The 25,849-nt window shown below is 38.9% G+C and carries 20 protein-coding genes and 1 riboswitch; all 20 genes read right to left on the reverse strand.

Going from position 1 to position 25,849, the window contains the following annotated elements:
- Window positions 1–37 precede the first annotated feature (37 nt).
- The gene (locus tag BM000_RS03260; RefSeq protein WP_177178185.1) at window positions 38–790 is read right to left on the reverse strand and encodes a DUF3169 family protein; all 753 of its coding nucleotides are present in this window, start codon (window positions 788–790) and stop codon (window positions 38–40) included.
- 1 nt (window position 791) lies between these two features.
- Entirely contained in the window at window positions 792–998 is a 207-nt protein-coding gene (locus BM000_RS03265) for a helix-turn-helix transcriptional regulator (RefSeq protein WP_091494773.1), read from the reverse strand.
- A 689-nt stretch (window positions 999–1,687) separates the two neighbouring features.
- Entirely contained in the window at window positions 1,688–2,143 is a 456-nt protein-coding gene (locus BM000_RS03270) for a hypothetical protein (protein WP_091494775.1), read from the reverse strand.
- 12 nt (window positions 2,144–2,155) lie between these two features.
- On the reverse strand, window positions 2,156–2,356 hold the full coding sequence (locus BM000_RS03275; protein ID WP_091494777.1) for a hypothetical protein: 201 nt from the start codon (window positions 2,354–2,356) through the stop codon (window positions 2,156–2,158).
- The gene (locus tag BM000_RS03280) at window positions 2,343–2,609 is read right to left on the reverse strand and encodes a hypothetical protein (RefSeq protein WP_091494779.1); all 267 of its coding nucleotides are present in this window, start codon (window positions 2,607–2,609) and stop codon (window positions 2,343–2,345) included. Before BM000_RS03280 ends, BM000_RS03275 begins: the two co-directional genes overlap by 14 nt.
- Window positions 2,610–2,699: 90 nt before the next feature.
- A complete protein-coding gene (locus BM000_RS03285; RefSeq protein ID WP_091494781.1) occupies window positions 2,700–3,188 on the reverse strand; it encodes a sigma-70 family RNA polymerase sigma factor in 489 nt (162 codons plus the stop codon).
- 483 nt (window positions 3,189–3,671) lie between these two features.
- Window positions 3,672–4,406, reverse strand: a complete 735-nt coding sequence (locus BM000_RS03290; protein WP_091494783.1) for an ABC transporter ATP-binding protein — start codon at window positions 4,404–4,406, stop codon at window positions 3,672–3,674.
- Window positions 4,406–5,170 (reverse strand): ABC transporter permease, encoded by a 765-nt coding sequence (locus BM000_RS03295; protein WP_091494785.1) that lies wholly within the window; start codon window positions 5,168–5,170, stop codon window positions 4,406–4,408. Before BM000_RS03295 ends, BM000_RS03290 begins: the two co-directional genes overlap by 1 nt.
- A gap of 19 nt (window positions 5,171–5,189) precedes the next feature.
- Window positions 5,190–6,164 (reverse strand): ABC transporter substrate-binding protein, encoded by a 975-nt coding sequence (locus tag BM000_RS03300; protein ID WP_091494787.1) that lies wholly within the window; start codon window positions 6,162–6,164, stop codon window positions 5,190–5,192.
- 109 nt (window positions 6,165–6,273) lie between these two features.
- Window positions 6,274–6,383, reverse strand: a riboswitch (TPP riboswitch).
- Between the two features lie 177 nt (window positions 6,384–6,560).
- Window positions 6,561–10,136, reverse strand: coding sequence for an endo-1,4-beta-xylanase (locus BM000_RS03305; protein ID WP_245751555.1), 3,576 nt, complete (start codon window positions 10,134–10,136; stop codon window positions 6,561–6,563).
- 510 nt (window positions 10,137–10,646) lie between these two features.
- Window positions 10,647–12,119 carry a S41 family peptidase gene (locus tag BM000_RS03310; protein WP_091494791.1) on the reverse strand — a complete coding sequence of 491 codons (1,473 nt, stop codon included), beginning with the start codon at window positions 12,117–12,119 and terminating at the stop codon, window positions 10,647–10,649.
- Window positions 12,120–12,226: 107 nt separating this feature from the next.
- Window positions 12,227–13,699: a murein hydrolase activator EnvC family protein gene (locus tag BM000_RS03315; protein WP_177178186.1), complete on the reverse strand. Its 1,473-nt coding sequence runs from the start codon at window positions 13,697–13,699 to the stop codon at window positions 12,227–12,229.
- Window positions 13,700–13,781: 82 nt separating this feature from the next.
- Window positions 13,782–14,672 carry a permease-like cell division protein FtsX gene (ftsX, locus tag BM000_RS03320; RefSeq protein ID WP_091494795.1) on the reverse strand — a complete coding sequence of 297 codons (891 nt, stop codon included), beginning with the start codon at window positions 14,670–14,672 and terminating at the stop codon, window positions 13,782–13,784.
- Window positions 14,662–15,348 (reverse strand): cell division ATP-binding protein FtsE, encoded by a 687-nt coding sequence (ftsE, locus tag BM000_RS03325; protein ID WP_091494797.1) that lies wholly within the window; start codon window positions 15,346–15,348, stop codon window positions 14,662–14,664. The genes ftsX and ftsE overlap by 11 nt, the downstream gene beginning before the upstream one ends.
- Before the next feature lie 474 nt (window positions 15,349–15,822).
- The gene (locus tag BM000_RS03330) at window positions 15,823–16,662 is read right to left on the reverse strand and encodes a YitT family protein (RefSeq protein ID WP_091495043.1); all 840 of its coding nucleotides are present in this window, start codon (window positions 16,660–16,662) and stop codon (window positions 15,823–15,825) included.
- Between the two features lie 529 nt (window positions 16,663–17,191).
- Window positions 17,192–18,293, reverse strand: a protein-coding gene (gene prfB, locus BM000_RS03335; RefSeq protein ID WP_143063882.1) for a peptide chain release factor 2 whose coding sequence is annotated in 2 segments (ribosomal slippage) — window positions 17,192–18,220 and window positions 18,222–18,293 — 1,101 coding nt in all. Because the reading frame shifts where the segments join, the coding sequence is not laid out codon by codon here.
- A 72-nt stretch (window positions 18,294–18,365) separates the two neighbouring features.
- Entirely contained in the window at window positions 18,366–20,873 is a 2,508-nt protein-coding gene (gene secA / locus BM000_RS03340; RefSeq protein ID WP_091494799.1) for a preprotein translocase subunit SecA, read from the reverse strand.
- A 260-nt stretch (window positions 20,874–21,133) separates the two neighbouring features.
- Window positions 21,134–22,261 carry a glycoside hydrolase family 88 protein gene (locus BM000_RS03345; RefSeq protein ID WP_091494801.1) on the reverse strand — a complete coding sequence of 376 codons (1,128 nt, stop codon included), beginning with the start codon at window positions 22,259–22,261 and terminating at the stop codon, window positions 21,134–21,136.
- A gap of 18 nt (window positions 22,262–22,279) precedes the next feature.
- Window positions 22,280–24,094, reverse strand: a complete 1,815-nt coding sequence (locus BM000_RS03350) for a DUF2264 domain-containing protein (protein ID WP_177178187.1) — start codon at window positions 24,092–24,094, stop codon at window positions 22,280–22,282.
- A gap of 1 nt (window position 24,095) precedes the next feature.
- On the reverse strand, window positions 24,096–25,805 hold the full coding sequence (locus BM000_RS03355) for a heparinase II/III domain-containing protein (protein WP_091494804.1): 1,710 nt from the start codon (window positions 25,803–25,805) through the stop codon (window positions 24,096–24,098).
- Between the last annotated feature and the right edge of the window lie 44 nt (window positions 25,806–25,849).

Below are 25,849 nucleotides of genomic sequence, written 5' to 3' on the forward strand. Positions count from 1 at the left end.
CCAGCTCCTTTATAGGGGTATCTATTAATCAATTTTATCAATCTTGTATATCGCTATAAATGATTTGGTTTTTAGTTTGTTTAGTCCCAAAATAATAATAAGTTAAAGAGTGCGCTAACCAAATTAAACCAATCAATACTATTATACTCGTACTTAAATCAAACATCACCCGCCCGATTAGTCCAACAAGCAGTAGCCAAAGCAACAATTGCTCCATTACTCGAAAAGTTGAGTAGGCTGCTTGATAGACCTCTAGTTTTTCAGCCTCATCATAGCCAGCAAATAATTTCTTTGGGAAGTTAGTAGCATAAGGATCTCCTTTTTTACTAGGATCATATAATTGATACATCTTTAAGGTTAGCACTTCATTTACACTTGCTAAAAAGAAGATGACAATAAAAATGATCGATGTGATAAGAATATACTGGTTACCATCATTGCTGGCAAATGCCATTAAGATGAAATTGCTGACGAGCATAATCCGATTTAACACAGCACCAGCTGTATATAGTTTCTGAAATCGTTTTTCCGCCTGGTCATTTTCAATGTCTAGGTTAGTATTGATTTTCTTGATTGTTGAATTGGCTTTAAATAAGGATATATATAGCGGTACGAGCATGAGGGTAAAGAGTGTTAACTGAATATAAAGAATCTGTTCATATATGAACATCGTAACGGGATCAAAGCTAAATGAAAGATTGGCAATCTGGTCTGAGAATAACCCCATGCCAAAGCCCACTGTAAAACCCGCTAGCATCATTAATAGTAATTTAATCATAAATCTTTTCACACTAATCATCCTCCTGATAATAAAATATATCTTCAACATTAACAGCACAGACAGCAGCAAGCTTTAAAGCAAGTGTTACTGATGGCGAATAGTCACCTCTTTCAATTAAACTAATGGTCTGCCTTGATACGCCAACACGCTTGCCCAGCTCTGCTTGATTTATGCCCAGTTTTGCTCGATAAACCTTTAACGAATTAAATAATGGCATAAAACTCCTCCTATATCTATCGACAATAATTATAGTCATAATGACAATTTTAGTTGTCATAGATATTATATCTATTGACAACTAAATTTGTCAATACAGCATGAATTGACTTACCTAATTCTATTAAATTAGCTGGGATGAAGGAAATTCACATTTTATAAGTTGATGAAAGTGAAGCGTTTTGCCAGAGTGATACGGACACCAAGACATTGAGGTTGGCATTTTTCTTAAGCACTTTTAAAATCAAGTCAAAAAATCTTTATCTAAGAGATGACAGCAATTCTGATCAACGACCAATTAAAACTTGTGACTGGGACAAAAGCGTAATTAAATAAGGAAAATCCGAACATTATGTCTGAAAGCGTATAGCGCTTGGGCTCACAGGATGTGGGTCAGTTAGGCGTTGCGACACGACGTCGCGCACTTAGCCTAACATTCCATATTCAGTGTCACGCTAGCACCCAAGGGCACAAACGTGACATCTTCGGGCTCACAGGATGTGAGTCAGTTAGGTGTTGCGACACGACGTCGCGCACTTAGTCTAACATCCCCACTGTGTGAAGAAAAACACTTCACACAGTGGATCCTCAGCTCGTGCTGGTCCCACAGGAGTCTACGTATTTTACCTACGCTTAATCATAATGTTCGGATACCCTGTCTCAATATTTAGTTATGTCCCAGCCTCAAGCTCATTCTTGTTCTTGTTCTACAAAAGTAAGCGGTATCTGCTCACTTTGTTCATCCCATTCAATAGCTAAATTAATTTTTTCGTTAAGCAATAAAGGCTCTTCGCTCTCTACAAAACCAGTAATATAAAAAGCACTTATTTCGTGTGGTTCATCGAAACGTTTAGTTTGATCAATTGTCCCTAGCGCCCCCAAGTCTAATTGGTAGCGCATTTCGGTTAACCAGTCAGCTTCAGCAAGCTTACCTTGGTAAATAATTGTTAATTGAAAATTATACTCCTCGTTGGAGTCGACATGCTGTTCTGACCCACCACTGGCGATATTTCCATAATAAGCTAAGGTTGCTTTCCAATGCTCACCTTCACCATAAAACTGAATGCCGTCTGCTTGCTCGTTACAACCAAGCACTAGGAAAAGACACCCAAATAATAGTACCCATAATCTCGAAAGCTGCTTCACCTTACTCTCCTTTCAAAGCTTATTTAGATCCCTTCGCAATCTTTGCACATATTTAAAAATTTCTTGGATAATAATGATTAGAAAAACAGTAAATAAAACGCGATTCACTGGAGCAGACAAGTCGCCAATAACTACAAAAGCTAAGAGCCCTAACAAGTAAAAGCTGATCATTAGTCCATGCATTAGCCGCCAATTCTGCTTAGTTTTGCTCATTTTGACCTCCTTGCATCTGTTCTCGTTTCGCTCTTTTTCTGCTATAGAAAAAGAAGTAGCCATAATTCACTAAGGCAACTGTGATGTAAATATAAAATAACTGTGTAATTGATTCATAGCCTTCTTCGTGTAAACGTAACTCCGGTTCTAACAAGACATAGGCTGCAGCTCCGGTTAAAAGAATCGCTACTACTAAGTAAATATAATAGGCATTTGTTTTAACGCCCTGCCAAATTTTATTAAGTAAAAACACTTAGCTTCATCCTTTTCAATTGGCTCGCTTCATTTATTTGGTTTAAGTTAACAACCTCTTACTATTCTACCATACCTCACATCTATACTCTTAATCAAGGTTTCGGAGTAATGGTCTAATTTTGGGAATTGCCTTGCGTTTCCAATGGCGGACTGCATTTGTACTAACATGGTAAAGATCAGCAATTTCTACGAGGGTTTTCCCATAAAAAATGTGCTCGACAAACCATTGCCACTCCCGCTTTGTCAGAACTTGCTCAATTTGATTGATTAGGATGAAATCCCAATCATATGCAGATTCTAAGCAATACGTGTGCATGAGTTCCACATCGCTGAAGTGCTCTTTCTCACTTATTCTGCTGTTCTTCCTAATTAAATCAATGAGTTTAAACCTAATTCGGGTGTACAAATAGGTTGAGAATTTCATCTTTCCCGGTCGATAGTTAACCGTTGCTTCCCATAAGACGATTAGTAATTCTTGATGATAATCGCCACCTCGATCTCTCACCTGATATTTTTTTAACATATGGTAAATCATTGGTTCGTATTGAGAAATAATTTGATTAAATTTGTTCTCCATAACTAGGCTCCATTAATGGGTACCCACACAATTATTCCGCGGTCCCTTAAGCCTAAGCTAAAATACTTGCTTATGCACGATTCAGTTAAATACGAAAATGGTGAAATTTCCGTATATTTCTTTTTTATTATCCAGACTAATTATTACCAATTTGTCAGATATTTAGCAGGTTTTAAATTTTATGCATATTTTAAATATAATGCTACGATGGAGAGAACAGACTAATAACGATTTTAACTAACAGCGCACATCTTCTCTACTCGTTAGTATTATTGCTTACTCAACTATCACATCGATATAGTAAATTTCAGCTAAGTTGACTAAAGAGTCATCAAGCGTGCTTAGTTGCAAGAATTGAGGCAAACAGTTTTTTTATCAGGCTACGAAAGTTGAATACCTAAAAAAACAAATGATTCTCTAAAATGTTACAAGAATCATTTGTTATCTCTGTTACTTCTTTTGATTTGTCTAGTCGTGCATAAATTAAGCTTGTCTTACCGCCTTTGTTACCTTACGTTTCCAACTCAAAAACTCATCTGACAACAGTAAACGTTGTTGTCTTGGATGGGGGAAACTAGGCTGAAAAATCGCCTTGATTCGTGCTGGATTTGTACTCAAGACAATAATTCGATCAGACAAATAAAGGGCTTCATCAATACTATGTGTAATAAAAAGTATCGATTTACGATAAGCTTGCCACACCGTTAACAACCAATTCTGCATATCCTGTCTGGTAAATTCATCAAGGGCAGAAAAAGGTTCATCCAAACACAACAATTGTTGTGGACTTAATAATGCTCGAATAAAAGCAACCCGCTGTTTCATCCCGCCAGATAACTCATCAGGATAAGTAGTTTCCATTTCGCTCAAGCCAGCCTTATTAATCATCTCCATGGCTAAAGCAAGATTGGGTTTTCCATGAAGTTCTTGTCCAAGCACGACATTATCCAGCACCGTTCGCCATGGAAATAATGATGGATTTTGCGGCATATAGCCTATTTGACCAGTCATACCATTAATTTGTTGTTTATTTATGCTAATCTCGCCAGCATCAGGCTGAAGGAGCCCGCCAATGAGATGAAAAAGCGTGCTTTTACCACTCCCCGAAGGTCCAAGAATAGAAACAAACTCACCCTTATCAATTGAAAAGGTTAAGTCTTCAAGTACACACTTATTACCAAATCCTTTAGTTAGTTGCTTGACAGCTAATTCTGCCATTACGACCGCCCTCTCTTCTGAAAACCTTTCAGCACACGATGTTCCAAAAATAAAATGGTGCCAAAGAAACACATACACACCAGCATAATAAAAAAGATGGCGACAAAGACACGATCGGTTCGAAACGATGATTGCGCTAAAGTCATATAGAGCCCTATTCCTCGGTTTGCACCAAGCCATTCTGAAATAACAGCACCCATCACGCTATAGGTGGCAGAGATTTTTAGACCAGAAAGAATACTGGGCACTGAATGGGGCAGTTCAAGCTTTAAAAAAATTTGCTTCTTTGAAGCACCAGACATGCGTAGATAATGGAGTAAATCATCATTTGTTTGCCCTAAGCCAGCTAGAGTCGCAATAACAATTGGAAAGAAGCAAACAAGAGTTATCACAATTATCTTTGGAAAAAGCCCAAAACCAAACCAAATTACTAATAAGGGAGCTAAGACAATAATTGGTATATTCTGTGACATAATAAGTATCGGATAAATAGATTGCCTAATTCGCGGACATAGATGTAAGACCAATGCTAATAATAATCCTATGCTTACTCCTACAATAAAACCTATTACCGCAAGGCTTGTTGTTGCCCAAAAATGTTGTTGAAAGGCCGACCAGCTTGTAATTATTTCTCGGGCAATAATGGTCGGTGCAGGTAACAGCCAAGTTGGCATTGCTAAAATCATAGTAGCACTTTCCCAAACAATTAACATACCTATTATCACAAGAGTTGGTGCTAACCAGCTTTTTTTCCATAACCACATGAATAATCGTCTCACTTTCTTATTCTGGTAAGAATTGATTAGTAAAAGCCTCTTCAAAGTTTGGAACTGCTTCAATTAAATGATTACGATGAAGCCAAGTTGCATAACGCTCCCACACTGGTAATTCTTGTACGCCCCATTGCTCAGCATCTGCCTGATACCAGTCGGCTAACCATGCTTGGCTTGCATAAACAAGCTCTTCATTTAAATCAGGCACAGCTTCTAGCAAAATTTTCGCAGTATCTGTTGGATTATTAATCGCATCCTGATAACCTTTAGACACAGCAGCAACAAAGCGCCTCAGTAACTCAGGTTTCGTTGCAATTAAATCTTCATTGGTAAATAAAACTGGCGTATAGTAATCCAGCTCATCAGCATAATCCGTTAAATATTGAACATTAAGCTCAACATCACGTATTTCTGCCTCAATACCTGTCCAGCCATAATATATCCAAGAGAAGTCAATATCCCTTTGTACCGAAGTGAAAAAATCGGCATGACCAATATTAATCATGTCAACGTCTTCAACGCTTGCGTTCTCACTTGTCATAAGTGCATCTAAAAGCGCTTCTTCAATTGGATCACCAAAGCCACCATAGGTCATTCCTGAAAAATCACTTGGAGAGATAATATTACGATCAATGGGAGAGGCAAACCCTGATGTATTGTGTTGAATGATAGCCGCGATTGAAATAATTGGGACATCTTGCACACGTGCTCTGGTGACCATTTCCTGAGAGCCAATCCCAATATCCGCTTGTCCTGCTGCAACAACTTGGTCTGCACTTGTTTGTCCGGGTAAAAGAATTTCCACTTTAAGATTTTCATCTTCAAAGTAACCTTTTTCTTGTGCCACATAAATACCAGTATGATTGGTGTTTGGTGTCCAATCTAAAATAATTGATAATTCGTCGCCACTAGAGTTTGTTGTCGTTTGGTTACAACCTAAAAGTACAAGAACTACGCCTAGCAGTGCCATAGCTATTTTCTTCATAAAAAAAATCCTCCTTAATGAGTAGGGAGGAACATCATGATAAAACACTAATGGTGATATATAAAAATGCGCCTAAGCAAAGCCTAGGCGCATAAATTATCACATCGTCATTGTGCTAACATATGTTCCCTACGCTGGTCCAAACCAGATCAGGTTCAAAGGGTCAGTATCTTGCGGATACAATCTCAACTGGCCAAACCAGTCCCCCTACATTGTCATTATTTTATTTTACTTCTCTATTGTGCATCAATAATGAATTTTTTTCAACCCTTTTCTAATCATGACGAGTTAAGACATTAGACTTTTTAATCTGCATACAACAATTAGCTGGCCATCATTTTATCACTGATTTTCACCAGTACTAACCATTTAGCTTTTAATAAAAAGCTCCTCAAGCTACTCAATTTCTACACGTTTACTTTTTTTAGATTGATAGCGATAGCTTGCAATACCTAATAGCATAATAGCACTTCCGAGAAAGAGCCAATTGTACAATGTCGTAGCTGTATCGGGTAGCCTCTCACCGTCTTGCCCAGCAACAACGCTATCCGTTGACTTAGGTGTTGACGTTTCTAATTCATCACGTTGAGCTTCATTCGGATCTACTGGTGTGACTTTATTCAGCTCTTCAGTTAGGCGTTCCTCTAAGTTCGCTACTTGGTTCAATAGTGTAGCTAACAAATGACTTAACTGTTCATCTTGTTCAATTAATTGATTGACTTCTTGTTTGAATTCTTCGATTTGCTGACTAAGCTCGGTTATAGCGCCACCATGGCGTTCAAATTGAGCTACTAGCTTAATTAATTGTTCAAGACGTGTTTCAAGATCGGCAACTATTTGATCGACATTAAGCTCAAATACCCCATAGCTTGAGAAGCTAGGTACTTCTAAAGAAATAGTATCAGAAGTTGGATCGATCACGCCACCCTTGAACTGCCACTGGTTCATTTGTTCATTTAGGTAATATATTACTGGACTTTTCGCTAGTGAATCAATATCTAATGTAAGGATAAATTCACCTTGATAGGCTTCATAGCCTGTAGGAAGCTCGAGCTTAACGTCAATAACATCACCTCGTTTTATTAGTGGAAGACCCTGTGCTGATATCGGATTATCAAGTTGATCCAGCACATTTATTGTAATTGTCGTATGAGGTGGTAAATCTGCTGGCAGAGCCAGAGTAAAATGATAGCCCCTAACAGTAATCGTTTGACTGGGAAACACTGGGGTTTGCTCATTTTCATTAATTGTTACATATAAATCCTGATTTTCACTATCCTGTAGTAATTTTAAATGACCAAATACAGAAGTATCTTGGAAGCCTTGACCACTTAAATCATTCCAGGTCGCAATACTTTGTCGTGAGCCATTATGTCCATCATTAATTTGTAGATCAAAGCCAATAATTTGATCTGCAACAGGTTCAATTGTCCGAAACGGCATTTTCATTTGTACTGTGTAACCATTACCATCTTCGTTAACATGTGTTAACGATTCAAAGCTAGCTTCAAGCTCAGCTGGATTAAAAGTCGCTTCATTCAAGAAATTAACACGGTATTGCCCGTCATCAGCTTGATAAAAAGAGGTTTTTTCATTATTCTCATCAACAAAGACCTCAACTGAGTCATGCTCCCAAGCATTCTCACTTGAGGCATCAAGCTCAGAATCACTGACTTGGAACAATACATATAAATAGGCTTCATCCCATAATACCCTTGCTGTACCACTAGCGCCTTGCCACGCCATTTGATAGCGATTTATTGGTAAAACAGGTGCATCAAACCAAACAGAATCAAGTTCAGCGCCAAACTTCGGCGTTCCATACAGCGCATAGTCCAAATTGGCTTCTTGTTCATCTGCTTCGTGCTCTTCAATAAAGCGATCTGGGTCAATAACAGCATAATATGCTGGCTTGGCCTGTAAATTACGATCAAATAATAACGGATTTTGTGCAGATCGCCAGCTAGTTGCATCATTTAAGCCCCAAAATGTCACCCGCGAAATATGGGCAGCATGTTCACGATAAAGTTGGAATAACCTAGCGTATAGATAGGCTTGAGCCTGTAATTCTCGCTCCGTTGGTGCATGCTCCCCCCCAGCTGTTACATCGAGCTCAGTGACGCCCACTTCAACTCCTAATGAAATAAACTTTTCCAAAGAAAGTCTAACATTTTCTGGATTAGTATTTAAGTTATAATGCCCTTGCATACCAATACCATCAATTAGTTGTTCACCATTGTGTTCTTTAGCATATTCTTGATTAATTTCCTTTACCATTTGATAGATGGCTTCCGCCTTATTTTGATTATCGTCGTTGTAATCATTGTAGTACAAAGAAATATCCCAATTATTTTCATTAATGACTTCTTGTGCAGCAATGAATGCTTCTTTAATGTAGTCTGCTCCAATCGCCTGATACCAGCCCGATTGTCTTAATGATGCGCGCCAATCTGCTGGATTAGCGGGATTATCGTTCATTGCTTCGTTAACAACATCCCAAGAAATAACCTGTTCCCCAAAATGCTCCACTGTTGTTTTAACATGCTTACGCAAATTAGCTAGTGCCTCTTCTCGCGATAGTACTAGCCCATCATCACTTGTATGAAGCCATTCAGCGGTTTGTTGATGCCAAATGAGCACATGACCGTGCAAGGCTAAATCTTGTTGCTGAATTAAGTTGACCAACTCATCCTGTGCCTGAAAATCAAACTGTCTAGCTGTATTGTAAGCATAGCTAGGCTTCATTGCATTTTCAGCGGTCACGAGATTATGATGCATGTTTAATAAATCCAAGCGCTGTCCAACTAAATCAGAAATTGACACCGCATTACCAATTAAAAAATAATCAGCATACACCTCTTTAAGTGGCTGCAAATCTGTTTCAAGTTCAATTTCATCAGCATCTGTCTCTGTAAAAACAATGTCATCAATGTAAAAAGAAGCTTGACTATTGTTTGCACTTTCAATGTAAATTGTCACATATTCATTACCAATACTATTATAGCGATAAGTTCCTGCAAATTTAACCCAGCCATCCTCAGAAGTTATTACTTTGCTATCAATCGTGTTATAGCTTGCACCATCACCACTACCTATCTGAGTGGATAATTGCAATTGACTACTTTCTGGTGAGATAAGCTTAATCCATGCAGAAATCTGATATTCTTTACCTAGATTGATAAATGGCTCAACCCTAAGCGAAGGTCCATGCCAAGTATTTGATCTGCCTTCAACCTTTAAAGCATATTGGCCATCTTCAGTATAATTGGCTTCATCTGTTACCGTTAAATGTTCAGAAGATCCACGCGGCTCAAATCCCTGTAATTCACCATCTTCAAAATCAATTATTTTAAATGATTCAGCCGGAGGGTGTTGATCAACTGGATTTTCAGTCTCGTTATCAACTGAGTTGTCTTGCTCAATAACAATTTCAGTAAGATTAAAAGAGACCTCCCGACCAACATCGTTTGATTGAATACGAATCGCTTCATCTTTACTAAAGTCAGCTTGATACGTACCTGTCAGCGTAAAAGGCTTGCCTTGCTCCATGGGTGCATTTAAATAAAGCCCCTGATAACTTTCAATATTTTGTACCAAAACTAACGCACCTGGATCGGTATGCTCATCAGCATCAATAAAGCCGTTAACCGTAATTTTATACGTTGCTCCATCCTCTAGTCCAATTGATGAGAAGCGCAGATCAACACCATGCCAATTAGCTGAGCGATTAGAGACATGGAGGGCATATTGTTCCGAACCGCTATTATCCTCTCTTTTGACTCGTTCCAAATTAGCTTCACCTGAATGACTAACACTTTCTAGTTCAGTTGCAAAATCCTCTTGAAAGATGGTCGTGAATTGCGAAGTTTGATCCTGTGCCTGTAATTTTAAGAGTGGCTTCAATCCGTTAGGTAGTACAAGTAGGACAATCAGCAAATAAATGAGTGAGGGCTTTGTCTTATTCCTTAGCACGATAAGACCTCCTATAGATTTTTAATTTTCCTGTACGATCAAGTTACACTCCTTTCAAAAAAATATATACAACTTCATTTTATAAAACGCTTTCATTTTAGTTAACCCTAAATTACTTAGATAATATCTAAAAAAATATAACAAAAAAGCTTCCAACTCTGTTTTGATTTTCTTTAATATGCAACCTTCCTCTACCTTAGATCAGGTGGACATTAAGATTTAGTGGTGAAGTGAATTTGCATTATATCACCAAAAACCTTGAGATCAGTTGAAGAAGAGGCAAGCAAGTAACACAACGATGGTCAGAAGGTTGTCAGATACCTTTATTTTAATTAACAAGCACACTTATTGACTATATAAATAGAAAAGACGCCAGTGAATAGCAATCCGCAATTTTTTATAATCAGGAAAAAATTGCGGATTTGCTTCACCAACGTCAACTAAGATGTAGTCAATAAGAATATCTTAATTAGCTGTTAGTCCCTAAATCGCTAGATAATGGAGGTCATATTAAAATAACGCTTCAATTGCAGCCTGTTCTTGAAGATCATCTTCATTTGCTCGAATCCGTTCAACTATTTGCAGTTGCAATAAGTCGGCTGTATTTTGATCAAGCTCTCCTGTTTCAGGTAGGTCCTGATCTATTTGAAATCTAGCGACTGCTTGCTCTGTTACTTCATTAAAATAGCCATCTTCTCGATCAATTTCATACCCTAATCCTTTGAGCATCGTTTGCGCAAAAGCAATATTATCATCGCTATTATCAACAACTAATGTTTCTTCAAGCTGAATTGGGGCTGTATAATAATAATCGGGTTGGGCAACTTCAATGGTAGGTGCAACGCCGACCTCATGAATAGAATTACCTTCTGGTGATAACCATTTAAGAATAGTTAGCTTTATTGAGCTACCATCACCCATATTTAATGTACTTTGAACTGTACCTTTACCAAAACTGTTTTGCCCAACAATTTCCGCACCAATTGTTTCTTGTAAAGAAATGGCTAGAATCTCTGAAGCAGATGCACTACCTTCATCAATTAAAACGGTAACTGGGTAAGGCTTAGGTTGATCCAAATTGGAAAAATAACGTTCTTTATTATCATTTCCATCAGCAATTTGCATGTACGGCTGATCACTCGTTACGAAGTGTTTAAGAATGTCTTCAATTACCGGCAATAAGCCGCCCGGATTCCCTCGAACATCAATAACGAGACCATCAATCCCCTCTTCTTCCAACTGATCAAGCTCCTCAATAAATCGATTTGCCGTTTGTTCAGAAAAAGAAGTCAGCTTGATAATACCGGCCAACTGACCATTATGCTCAGCTGTCTCTGCGTAAACTGTTTCAAGCGGAATGGTATCACGAGTTAGAATGAAATCTAATGTGTTGTTAACACCTGGGCGTTGAATCTCAAGCGTCACTTCTGAGCCTTTCTCTCCCCTAATTTTTGCTACTGCTTCCAATAAATCAAGTCCATCTAAGGTCTCATCATCAACTGCTAGTACTTGATCATTTGGTCTAAGCCCAGCTTTTTCTGCTGGAGAATCTTTGATTGGTGCAACAATGGTAACACGACCATCAATCATACTTACTTCAGCACCAATGCCCTCAAATGACGATTCAAGCTGTTCATTAAATTGAGCCATCGTTTCTTGATCCATGTATTCACTATATGGATCATTTAACGTCTCGAGCATCCCTCGGACCGCACCCTCAATTAGTTCTGTATCCGTCACTTCATTAATATAATTTTCCTGTATTAAGCTAAACGCTTGAGCAATTTTAGGCATGTCCACCTGTTCTGATAAACCTGCTAGCAATTCCTCATATTCTTCCTCAGTTAATTGTTGATTTCCTTGCTCTACTCCACCCTCGGTTAAATCATTGGTAAGTCCACTTATAACAGCGTATGTTCCAAAGCCTCCAATTGCAAAGGAAAATATGATTAGGAGCGCTAGAATACCTTTTTTTATCTGCACATGTTTCACCTCAATAAAAATTCTTGTTTATATAGTGTACCATAAAAGTATTAAAAAAAGACATCACAAGATGGTTTGTGATGTCTTAATATTTTTATTGTACAGACCTAGTATAAATAGTTGGCTGGGTTGACTGCATTTGAAGGGCTCCAGCCACCTAAGTGCACTTCAAAATGAAGATGCTGCCCTGTCGAATTCCCAGTATTGCCCATCATCGCTATTTTCTGACCTCTTGACACTGTGTCACCAACACTAACTTGCGTTGTACCTGCCCGTAAATGAGCATAGAGTGTCGTAACCTGTCGATTTGTTCCATTAATGTTTAGATAATGGGTAATCAAGATTGCGTCCCCATATCCTCGCATGCCCGGACCATTTTCAGTATAAACTGCTGCGACAACACCAGCTTCAGCGGCATATATATCTTGGTTACCACTCTCAGCAATATCTAAACCACGGTGAAAGGACATTTGCTGTCCTGTAATAGGGTGAGTACGGTAGCCAAATGATGAAGTCGTTCTTCTAGTCGATGCTGGCCATCCGAGTATGGTACCACCACCGCCACTATTACCTCCGGAAGCTGGTGGCGTGCTTGATCCACCTTGGTTGCCTGAGCTACCCTCTTCTTGTTCCTGTGCCAATTGAGCTAATCGTGCCTCTTCAGCTCTCTTTGCCGCTTCCTCCTCGGCAATTTGAATCGCACGCTCAAGGGCTGCTGCTTCTTTACGTTTAATATCTTGCTGATCAGCCAAAGTAACTGTATATTCCTCTAATTCCTCATGCTCACCTTCAAGCTGAACCATATAATTTGCTTGATCAGAACGCTGCTCATTTAACTGAGCTTGGAGATTTGTCAACTCTTGTTGTTGCGCAACTAGGACACCACGTTGATTCTCTAGCTCTGTTTGCTCTTGATCTAATTTTGCTTTATCTGCAATAAGTTGCTCTTGTTTTTCTTCTACTAAAACCTTGTTTTCTTCTAATTGCTCCTTATCAGCTTGCTGAGCATCCATAATACTTTTATCGGAATCCATGATCTTATTCACAGCTGTAATCCGATTAAGGAAATCACCAAAGCTTTGTGAGCCTAAAAGAACCTCTAAATAGTTAATATCGCCACCATTTTGTTGAATGGAACGAAGGCGATTTTTCAACAGAATATCACGCTCTGCAATTCGCTCTGTTAAATCTTCAATCTCTTCACCTAACTGCTCAATGTCTAACTCTGTTTGCTCAATTTCTGCTTCTGTTTCGGCAATTGAGCCTTCGATTCTGGTAATCTCTTGCGTTGTTTGATTTATTTCATTTTGTTTTGTTTCTAAATTTGCTGCAGTAGTTGCTAATTCACCATCAATTTCAGTAATTTTTTGATTGACTTCTGCTTGTCTTTCCTCATTTGCTGCTATCTCCGCCTCAGCATCACTTGCATCTGAGTCAATACTCTTTCGCTCAAGCTCTAACTTTTCTAGTTCAGCCTGCAAATCCTCAATGCTCTGGGCTGATACAGAATCAGCAGTAAATACAAAGGTTCCTAAGACTGCACCAAGTATAATTATGTATGCTAACATTCTCTTCATCATAATTAATTCCTCCATCCCTGCTTTGTTAATTGTTGTCATACTTCTATGTATAAAGAAGTGGAAGTCTCTTAGCTTAAGAGACTTACACTTTAAGAAATTTCCGAACGCTCATAACACTTCCCCATACGCCAATTCCAGCCCCGATAAGAAGAATTAAGCCACCTAACTGCCAAATAAATGGATTGAAAGGTAGAATCTGAATGAAATCAAATTGATTAATCGCTGCACTACCAATTAAGAAGTTATAAATTGCTGCTAAAAGAGCAATTGGAATAATACTCCCTAACACACCTAACAGTAAACCTTCGACAAAGAATGGCCACCGAATAAACCAGTTTGTTGCACCAACTAATTTCATAATTTCAATTTCCTTACGACGGGCGAAAATAGTAATCTTAATCGTATTTGATATTAAGAAGATCGCCGTAAACAGCAATGCTGCTATTAAAATAAGACCAATGTTCCGGGCGAAATTGTTAAATGCAAACAGTGCTTCAACAACCTCTTGTCCATAGTTAACATAATCAACACCATTAAAATCTTCAATTTCAGCCGCAATTTCCATCGTATCCTGAGGATTAATTGCTTCAACAACATATGCATCGAGCAATGGGTTGTCCTGCATGAAGGTATCCCAAACACTGCCTTGTTCTCCCATACTTGAAATCAGGTTCTGCAATTCATCATCCCGAGATGAGAAGGTCACATTTTGCACATTAGTAATTGTAGAGATTCGCTCACCTAATTCATCAATACTTTCTTCTGTAGCTGTTAGGTCGATATAGACTTTAATTTCGACATCCTCTTCAATTGATTGGGCAATATGATTAATATTCATTAACAATGCGATAAACGTACCAACTAAAATAAGTGTGGTCGTAACTGCTGCAATCGAAGCCAATGTCATCCAACTATTACGCCAACTGTTTTTTAATCCTTCACGAAAATGTCGCTTAACGGTTCTAAGCCTCATAGCCATACTCCCCTCTTTGCTGGTCACGTACGACTAATCCACCCTCTATTGCAATAACGCGTCGTCTAACGGTGTTAACAATTTCTTTGCTGTGAGTCGCCATAATAATCGTCGTTCCTGTTGCATTAATCTCTTCTAATAATTTCATAATACCCCACGATGTATCTGGGTCAAGGTTTCCAGTCGGTTCATCAGCAATAAGGAGTTTCGGATAATTGGCAATTGCCCTTGCAATCGCCACACGCTGTTGCTCTCCGCCAGACAATTCATCAGGAATAAAACGCGCCTTATTTTTCAAGCCGACTTGATCAAGTACATCCATAACACGTTTTCTAATATGCTTTGGCGACTCTTCTACAACCTCGAGGGCAAATGCAACATTTTCAAATACTGTCATTTTAGGAAGGAGCTTAAAGTCTTGATAAACAACGCCAATTGATCGGCGTAAGAACGGAACTTGTCGCCATTTCATCTTTATTAGATCCTCACCATTAACACGGATCTCACCGCTAGATGCCACTTCTTCTCTAAAAATCAATTTAGTAAAAGTTGATTTCCCAGCACCACTTTGTCCAACGAGGTAAACAAATTCACCTGCGTCAATATTTATGTCTATACCATTTAATGCAGTAACACCATTTGGATAAGTTTTTTTTACATTTTGCATTTCAATCATATAATCATTCACCTTTATATCAAAATTATTAACCATGCTTTAATCTACTTTAACAAAAATCGACTTTTTTATTATACTAATAACCTATAAAATTACCTTTTTCTTTAATAATGTGCTATTTTCAATCATTTATTTCACCTAAACAACGTATATTTAGCTGTAAAATCACATTGCTACGCAGGTTGCATTCAATCTACTACATTATAACATCAATATCGACTTTTTTTACTGTTTTTTTTATTACATTTTTGTTTCAAACTAGGTCTAAAGACCTTTATTTGTTATTGCGAAGAAAATAGAAGGACTATTATCACGTGCCATAAATTACAAACAGAAAAAGTATTTACTAGCTTTCCCTTGAAAAAAAATAATTCAGTATAGTGCATTTAGTAACGCAGAAAAAAAGTACTTTTGGCAAGAAAAAAACCTCCTGACAGAGGTTTTTAAAAAAATTTTAGCATAAGTGAATAAAAATCATGCGCGTTTAAATCCTTCGCCTATTACTTCACTAGCATTCATAACAACAATAAAGGCATTTGGATCAATTCGCTTAATTAATTGCCGTGCTCGGGCAAACTCTCTTTGGTTAACGACACACATAACCATTTTCTTTACTTGCTTCGTATAGCCGCCTTCTGCATGCCATACCGTTACACCTCGATCAACTTCACTAAGTAACGCAGTCCTAACCTCTTCAACATACTCCGTAATTACCATAATGTTCTTTGAGCTATTAAAACCCACCTGAACAAGATCAATGGTCCGACTTGTTACGAAAAGACCAATCAAGGCATACAGTCCTTGCTCAATTGAAAAGACCAGCATTGCGGTTAACACGATTACTCCATCTAATAAAGGTATACAAAGATTAAAAGGAATATGTGTAAACTTGTGCAGAATCTGGGCAGCTAAATCCATTCCACCAGTAGAACCTTTGCCACGAAATACAATCCCTATTCCTAATCCACATGCCATACAACCAAATATGGCACCAAGTAATGGTTCAGATGTTGCAGGGCTAATACCATTTGTTAACGAAACAAATAGCGGAACAAAGATCGTACCTACTAGTGTCTTTAAACCGAATTTCCGTCCAAGTATAAGCGTGCCTAGCATAAATAATGGAATATTAATTGCCCATTGCACAATGTATGGTTCCCAACCAAATAGGTGTAATAAAATAGTACTAATCCCAGCTACACCACCTGGGGCAATTTGATTTGGAAGCAAAAATAAATTAAAGCCAGTTGCGATAAAAAACGTCCCTAATATGACAGACATATATTCAAAAAAAAGGACCCAATGGCTTGCCATTGTATCTCTGCGAGTTCTTCGCTTCACTACTACTCACCTCTACCTCTTCATAAAGCTAACTTTAAGGAGTATACCACGTTAGGGCGAAGGGGACAATGTCTTTTTAGTACTTGTATCGTTACTAGCTTATAAGCAAAGAAGTGGTGTGATTATAGGCCGTGTTAATTAAGAACGATTGACATAAGACTATCACTAAACACAAGTGGTGAGTTTTTCTAATGGTGCAAACATAAAATTGCGATTTGCATTAACCTGAACATCCATTTCAATCTCCATATTAACGGAATGTGCGCTTGCGTTAACCTGAGCTCACTTTCCGATCTCCACATTAACGAAAACTCACTTTGTGTTAAGCTAAGCACACTTCCCTATCTCCACATTAACGCAACACTTATCGCTGTGACCTTCATATTTTTTTTGATAACTAGAATTTTTTGTAAAATATTAGAGAGCGAGAAGATCTTCGAGTATACGAAAAAATGCAGGAAAGGCAATTTACCCTTCTCCTGCACCTGCTATTTCATTTCTACTATTGCATTTGTTGTCTTAAATATGCATCAATAAAGCTATCAAGATCACCGTCCATAACGGCTTGCGTATTGCCGACTTCTACAGTTGTGCGATGATCCTTGACCATTGAATAGGGATGAAAGACGTAAGAACGAATCTGACTGCCCCAGCCAATTTCCTTTTGCTCGCCACGCAATTCATTGATTTCAGCTTGTTGTCTGTCAATCTCTAATTGATAAAGCTTAGCCTTTAACATCTTCATTGCTTGATCTCTATTTTTAATTTGCGAGCGTTCTGATTGGCAAGTAACAACCGTATTTGTTGGCACGTGGGTAATACGAACTGCTGAATCGGTTGTATTCACGTGCTGCCCACCGGCACCACTGGCTCGGTAAGTATCAATTTTGAGATCCTCAGTACTAATAGCAATGTCAATATCATCATCCATTTCAGGCATAACATCACATGAAACAAAAGAAGTATGACGTCGGCCTGATGAGTCAAATGGCGAAATGCGCACAAGGCGATGAACGCCTTTTTCAGCCTTTAAATAGCCATAAGCATTATGACCTTTTATAAGTAAGGTTACACTTTTTACACCGGCTTCATCTCCTGGTAGGTAATCAAGTGTCTCAACCTTGAAATTCTTTTTATCTGCCCAACGGGTATACATTCTTAACAGCATACTTGCCCAATCCTGTGATTCTGTTCCACCCGCACCGGGATGAAGCTCTAAAATAGCATTACTTTTATCATAAGGTTCACTTAACAAAATAAATAATTCAAACTCATTTAGCTTTTTCCCAAGTTCAATTAGCTGATCTTCAAGCTCTGCTTGCAAGTCGTCATCAGCTTCTTCTTTAACCAGCTCATAGCTTACCTCTAAATCATCTAGTGATTCGACATGTTGATCAAAGGTTTGGACAAGATCTTTTAAGCCATTCGCTTCATTAATTACCTTTTGTGCAGCTTGTTGATTATTCCAAAACTCTGGATCGGTCATCTCTGCTTCAAGCTCTGCTATTCGTGTGCGTCTCTCATCTAAGTCAAAGAGACCCCCTAAAATCCGCAATACGGTTAGTCATTTTTTCAAGCTCTTGCTTTACCTCTACTAGTTCCATTTACTTCACCTCTAAGATTTATAATCAATCGAATGGACACCTATTGATAGATGTCCATTCAAAAAAGTTGTCTTAGCGACCATGACAATTTTTATATTTTTTTCCACTTCCACATGGGCAAGCGTCATTTCTGCCAACCGTTTCCTTCTTTATAATTGGCTGTTTTTTCTTTTCCTTCTTACCTTGATCACCCGAAACAGCAGTAGCATTCTTAGCTACTTCTTGGCGCTGAAGATTCTCTCTAACTTGAGCCTTCATTACATAACGTGAAACATCTTCGTTAATCGCAGCGACCATTGCTTCAAACATTGCAAAACCTTCCATTTGGTATTCACCTAACGGATCATTTTGACCGTAGGCCCGTAAATGAATACCTTGACGAAGCTGGTCCATTTGATCTATGTGATCCATCCATTTGGTATCAACCGTTCTAAGCAGAATAACTTTTTCGAATTCACGCATTTGATCGTGGCCAAGTTCTTCTTCTTTCTTGCTATATTTCTCAGTCACCTTTTCCAAGATCAACGCTTTAATTTCATCTGGCTTTTTATTAGCTAAATCTTGTTCAATTAAATAATTGTCCTCAACTAAATTGGCGTGGACATACTCAGTCAGTGCATGTAAGTCCCAACTAGCTTGATCTTCGTCCTGAGTATGGGCATTGACTGTCTCGTTTACAACTGTCTCAATCATTTTTACGACAATATCCTTTAAATTATCTGAAACAATTACATCATAGCGCTGCTGATAAATAATCTCGCGTTGCTCACGCAAAACATCATCGTATGACAAAACATTCTTACGTGCATCAAAGTTATTGCCTTCTACTCGTTTTTGCGCTGACTCGACTGCTCTTGAAATCATTCTGCTTTCAATTGGTTGAGCATCGTCCATGTTGAAGCGGTCCATCATTGCTTTCATATTATCAGAGCCAAAACGTCGCATTAATTCGTCTTCCATTGATAAATAAAACTGGGTCACGCCTGGATCACCTTGACGACCAGATCGACCACGTAACTGATTATCAATCCGGCGTGATTCATGGCGCTCTGTACCAATAACTGCTAGTCCACCAAGTTCCTTAACACCTTCTCCTAGCTTAATATCTGTACCACGACCAGCCATATTGGTAGCAATAGTAACTGAACCCCGTTGACCAGCATCCTCAATGATCTCAGCTTCTCGGTAGTGATTTTTCGCATTTAGAACATTGTGGCGTACCCCAGCCTTTTTCAATAATTGGGAAATTAATTCTGAGGTCTCCACCGCAACTGTACCAACTAACACTGGCTGACCTGTTTGGTGCCGTTCCTTAATTTCATTTACAACAGCACTAAACTTACCCTTCATCGTTTTAAAAATAAGATCTGGCTTATCATCACGTGTAATCGGTTGATTTGTTGGAATTGCAAGAACATCCATGTTGTAAATATTTCTAAACTCTTCTTCCTCAGTCTTTGCGGTACCAGTCATCCCAGCTAACTTCTGATACATGCGGAACAGGTTTTGGAATGTGATGGAAGCTAGGGTCATGCTTTCATTTTGAATTTGCAAACCTTCTTTTGCTTCAATCGCTTGGTGCAAGCCATCACTGTAGCGCCGTCCCTTCATAAGACGACCAGTGAATTGATCGACAATAACCACTTCACCTTCTTCTACCACATAATCCGTATCACGATGCATTGATGCGTGAGCTTTTAATGCTTGATTAATATGGTGAGTCAAGGTAACGTGGGATAAATCAAATAAGTTATCAACTCCAAAAAACTTTTCAGCTTTGGTAATCCCGTCTTCAGTAAGCTGGACCCCTTTCGTTTTGACATCGTAAGAGAAATCGGCTTCCTTATTTAACGTTCGGACGAATGAATTAGCCTGTTGGTACAAAGCTGCTGATTTACGTGCTGAGCCAGAAATGATTAAAGGCGTTCGTGCCTCATCAATTAAAATTGAATCAACCTCATCAATAATGGCAAAGTTAAGTGGACGTTGAACCATTTGCTCTTTGTAAAGCACCATATTATCACGTAAGTAATCAAACCCAAATTCATTATTTGTTCCATAAGTAATATCTGCTTGATACGCTTCACGCTTTTCTTCCTTAGAGAGACTATTTGCGTTCAATCCAACTGTTAAACCAAGAAACTTAAATAATTCACCCATTTCACGTGCATCACGATCCGCTAAATACTCGTTGACAGTAATGATATGCACGCCTTTACCAGATAAAGCATTTAAATATGCTGGTAATGTAGAGGCCAAGGTCTTTCCTTCACCCGTTTTCATTTCGGCAATATCGCCACCATGTAAGACAACTGCTCCTACTAGTTGAACAGGGAATGGTCGCATACTAAGCACACGCTTAGAGCCTTCTCTAACAACAGCATAGGCTTCAACTAAAAGATCATCCAAAGACGTTCCATTTTGGTAGCGTTGTTTGAAGTCTTCTGTCTTTGCTCGTAGTTCGTCATCCGATAGTTTCTCATATTCGGACTCTAGAGCTTCAATTTGATCGACTGTTGTTTGAATCTGTTTTAATTGACGATGATTTCCGTCGAAGATTTTCTTTAATAATCCACGCATATTATACGCTCCTCTATTACATAAAAAATAGCTTGTAAAAGCCTAAAACTCTAACCATAATGATAACACTTGCCATTTTCAAATACAAGAAACATATCCAGTTATCCTAGTAGCTATTAGTAAAATAACAAAAAACGGACAAAAATACCATATACTTGTAGCTATTACATCTATTTAAAGTAAAAAGCAACGAAAACGTTTATAGGATGCGCTGCATCTCTAGTCAATGCTTTCGTCACTCTCTTATTCCTCATTACCAATCACTTCTCATACCAAAAGCCTCGATAGTCCTTTGTTAATCGTAGTAACGCTTCAAGAAAGAAGTAATCACCCCAGATTGTGAAATCATCTGGTGATTTATTCTCTCTCACACTATATGAGCCATGATCCAGTAACCCCTCAGCATCATCAGGAGTCTGATAATCGTTTATAAGTGTCTCCATTGATTCGGTTAATACCTGCTCAATCGACCCCCGATCTGGGTGCTCACTTGGTAGAATATCTAATAACTCATGAAAACCACAAGCAGCTATCGCAGAAGCAGAGCTATCTGGTTTAATGTCAGCATTTATCGGTGCGTCAAAATCCCAATAAGCAACTTTGTTACTTGGAAGATGCTTAATAAAATAACGCGTAGCCCGCAATGACGTTTCTAAATGGGCAGGGTCCTTGGTGTAATGATAAGCCAGAGCAAAGCCGTAAATTGCCCAAGCTTGTCCACGCGTCCAGGTTGAACCATCTTGATACCCCTGTTGCGTTGCCCCACCTATAGGTTGACCATTGTCCTGATTAAAATAGAACGTATGATACGAAGAATCATCACCACGCATGAGATAACGTCTGGCCAGTTCAACAAATTGAGTAGCAACATTTTTGTATCGGCGATTGCCGGTTTGCTCACTCGCCCAAAAAAGTAACGGCATATTCATTAAACAATCAATAATAATACGACCACCTTGAGTTGAATCTTTGAGGGGTCCCCAAGCTTGGATGATCCCAATATCCTCACGATAACGCTTCATGAGTCGATCAGCCGCTCTTAACCCTTCCGCTTTAACATTAGCCCCCCCTTCAATCATCGCCTGTGCAACAACTGATGGTGTATACAAAAAACCAATATCATGTGTATCAAGTCCATGGTTTCTCTCTAGACGCTCACGCATTAAGTCCGTTGTTCTTACTGCTGCTTTATAAAAATCTTGATCTTTAGAATATTGATAGCTTAGCCACAAAATTCCACTCCAAAAACCATTCGTCCAATTGGTATTTGGATTTAGTTGATAGCTACCATTCAAGCTTGTGTGCGGGAATTCATCGCCAAATCGGCTAATATTTTGTTTGGTTTTGTCAAGTAAACGATCTATTACTAACTGATAAGTTTTTGTCATATTTACAGCTCCTTGCTCTTATTTAAAACTGTTTAAGAAATTCAACTCAATAATATTGTTATTAAGAAGTAATTGCTTTTCTTTAATTAAACGGGGAACTTCTTGATCAACACCATTTGGGTTCGGGTCGCCAAAGAAACCATGAACAAGCCAATGCTCGCCACACGCTAAATCCCCGCCTACATAAGGAAGCACTGTATTCGTAGCAACTAAATTAGTGTTACTATTTGGCTGGAGATATTGACTTTGACCAGCACCGCTTATTGAGGTAGCGCCAACTAGTCCCGTAGCTGACTGCAAATAATAAGCTTGACTAACCTCTGTCTGCTTAAAAGTAGCACTTATACCAGTGCCGAGTGCATAGCCACCATCAGCAAAACGAATCTGACGATTATTTTTTATACAGTGAATGCGGACATGCCATGGTAAGCCAGGGATAATCCATGTTTGAATGGTGACATCTGGCCAAGGCTGCCACTTCATATACAAATACAATTCTGTATATGTCTTTTCGATCACTTGACGTTTTACCCTAAAGTACTCATCCTGTTCACTTACAGCAAGCATAGAATCAAACGCACCTTGAGCTAAAGTCCATTCTGATTTCGGAACACTAAAAGCAAAATGGGTAGAATAACTAAACTTCTCATACTTAGCAGCCGTATGCGTATGATAGTTTGTATGATGATATCCACTTGGAAACAGAACAACATGCTTTAGATCCTCTGATCGAACAATGGTCTGTTCAGCTATTTGATCAACATGAAGACCAGCTTCAACTGGTAAAGAAGCCACTGGAAGCTGCCAAAAAGGATGTTCATCAGGTAACGCTAGAATTAAAAAGCTTTTTAGTGCCCAGTAGGGTGATCCTGGTCCATTATAATTCTCACTCATTGTTAAATTGGGGTATGTGTAGCCAACTGATAAGGTACCATCTCCATTTAGAAGTGGTTGCTCAAACCAATATTGAAAGTGGCTGGTAATTAACCCCTTGATCCACGGTAAGTCGGTAGCGTCAACGTCAGCATAAATATAAGCCGTAAAGAAGGCAATTTGACTAAAGCGATAGGTAAGGCTCCGCCCATATGGAATTGCTTGCCCCTCGGTCGAGAACCAATTAACAAAGGTCTGGGCAAACTTCTTGGCACGCTTTTTATAGCGTAACGCCCGTTCAGGATCTTCGTTTTCCATTACCTGCGCGTATATTAAACTATAAAAGTGAATAGCAAACGGCGTGTAGTAGTCAATATGAGCATCAATACCGTCCTTATACCAGCCCTCGGCTAAATAAAAATCTTCTATTCTTGCTAGATTAATCTCAATAGTCGATTGGCTATAAGCAACACCAATTTGCTTTAAACCTAGATTGACAAGTACAGCAAAGAACAGCCAATTACAATCATGTGCTTTCACCTTATTAACCTGCGAAAGCCATGCTACTAAACGCTCTCTTTCTTCAACAGATAATGCTGACCAAAAATAATCTGGGGCCAAAATAAGGCCATAACCGATTGCTGCCATCTCGACAATAAGCTGATCATAATCAGTAACCTCCCCCCAATAATTTGGATGACTTGGGTTGGTCCCATTCCGTATACCTTCTATTAATCTTGTTGCGTGCTTGTGATCGCCTCCACCGGAAAGCAAAGGTACTACCCCCCATAAAACGCGCAGAAATGCTTCAATGCCAATCGTTTTTCTCGTATGTCCAGCTCCAGTTGCAATGAGATTGATTGATGTGCAATCTTCTGCGTAATAACGTTTTAGCGGGTTAAGAAGTTTAATTAGAGCATCCTGGTAATCTTGTTTCGTTTCAAATTTATGGTTATCCAAGCTAAACATCCTCTCTATCCTCAATGGTAAATGTAGTCGTTAACGTAACCGCTTTGCCTGCTAATTGCGTAAATGATTTTAACAAGAGTGCCTTTTGCTCCACTCCGAAGTGATCCACGTACTGCAATGGTTCTATTTGATAATCACTTTTCTGCTCAGCCAGTTGAAAGGATACATTAAAGCCTTGCCCTTTTAAAATTGATCGATTCTCATCAACTTCTAACGGAGCGCAGATAAATCTTTGTTCTATATTGTGATTACCTATCTTAAAGTGGAAGCAATCCGTTACCGTTAGTCGTAATTGCTCAGGTACTACCTGAAATGTCCGGTGATAACAAAGTAAATCGGTTACATCATAGGCAGTAGTTAAGTCATAAGTAACCGTTTGGGCTTCAGCACATCGTTTCAGCAATGCCGTTGCCTTTTTTCCAGCTCGTTGGCTTTGTCCAGAAATAATTGGAACCGAATGGCCTTGTGATGATGTCTGGATAAACCGATAACGATTACTGGAAAAATAGGACTGTGAATATTGCCCTGCTCCGAGGTCAATAAATACCGGTTCACCGTTATAATGAAGGATAAAATGGCCCAAATCATTATGATTATGCGGTTCACTATTATGGCCACCCTTACAGGCAAACTTGAACCTTGATTCGTTACTAATAAAAGCTTGGGCATCGCTCAGGACTGTTGTATGTGGCTGCCAACCTGTGGCTTGATTGGCCTCAGCTTTCCATAGTAATTGCCGATACGCCTGTGGCCATCTCCCACAATGATCCACGAGTCCCGCTATCGCTACCTCACCAGTGGGAAGCTGAATGTCATTAGGAAAGCGTTTGTTATAAAATACGGCTAAATCAAAGGCTGGCTCTATTTGTGCCGGAGCGTCAGCAAAATTGATAACATGCCTATCACTTAAGTACATTTTTTGTTGATAACTTGCAATCGCTTTAATTTTCTTAGCTGAAAATAGATTGACTTTGCCATTCGTTTGCTGAAAAAGCATATCTGCAAAATAAGTAAAATAACGAAAGCCATACTGCCAATACTGCATGCCTTCTAAACAAGCGCCATCATCACCAAAGGCTGCCACGTAATAGCCTAAAGCTGTTTTTACGCGCTCAATAACCTCATGCTGTTCATCACCTGCAAGTAAATAGAGGGCAACCATACCAATTGAGCCCGCACATACTGGGGTCCAATTATCCGCTGACCTTTCCCAATGAAAGTGGTCCCTATCCAAAAATGGCTTAATAATACGTTCATTGATGACTGCCTTAACCATATTTTGCACCGGTACAGCAAGCTGCTCCTTGAAAAGCGTAATGAGCTCAGCTAAAGAAAACGCTGTTTCACAGGCAAACAAATCGAGTGTATACCCCTTCTTAACGGCATTCTCTTCTCTATCTTTTTCAATATGCGCAGGTAAACACCAGGTAAACTCATGACAAATTGAAAAGATAATATTCTCAAGTTCTGCTTTTAACCCTAAATCTTCTGCTTGATTAAGCAATAAAATACCCAAATATGTTAAGCGCTTTCTTTTAGTGAAATAGATCGACTCATAATGTGTTCGATTGCCCGTCATAAAAAATTCGTTATACGTTTGATAATCAGCATCTTGGATAATTGGTAACTGACGATATGCTAGCCGAACATGCTCTACTTGTTGCCGAAAACGCTGATCCTTTGTCAATTGAAATAAAGCCACGCCTTGTTCGCACCTTCCTTATGCAGAAAAGACGTACAGACAGA

Origin of the sequence: Amphibacillus marinus, from assembly GCF_900110345.1 — a bacterium.
GTDB classification, from domain to species: Bacteria; Bacillota; Bacilli; order Bacillales; family Amphibacillaceae; genus Amphibacillus_D; species Amphibacillus_D marinus.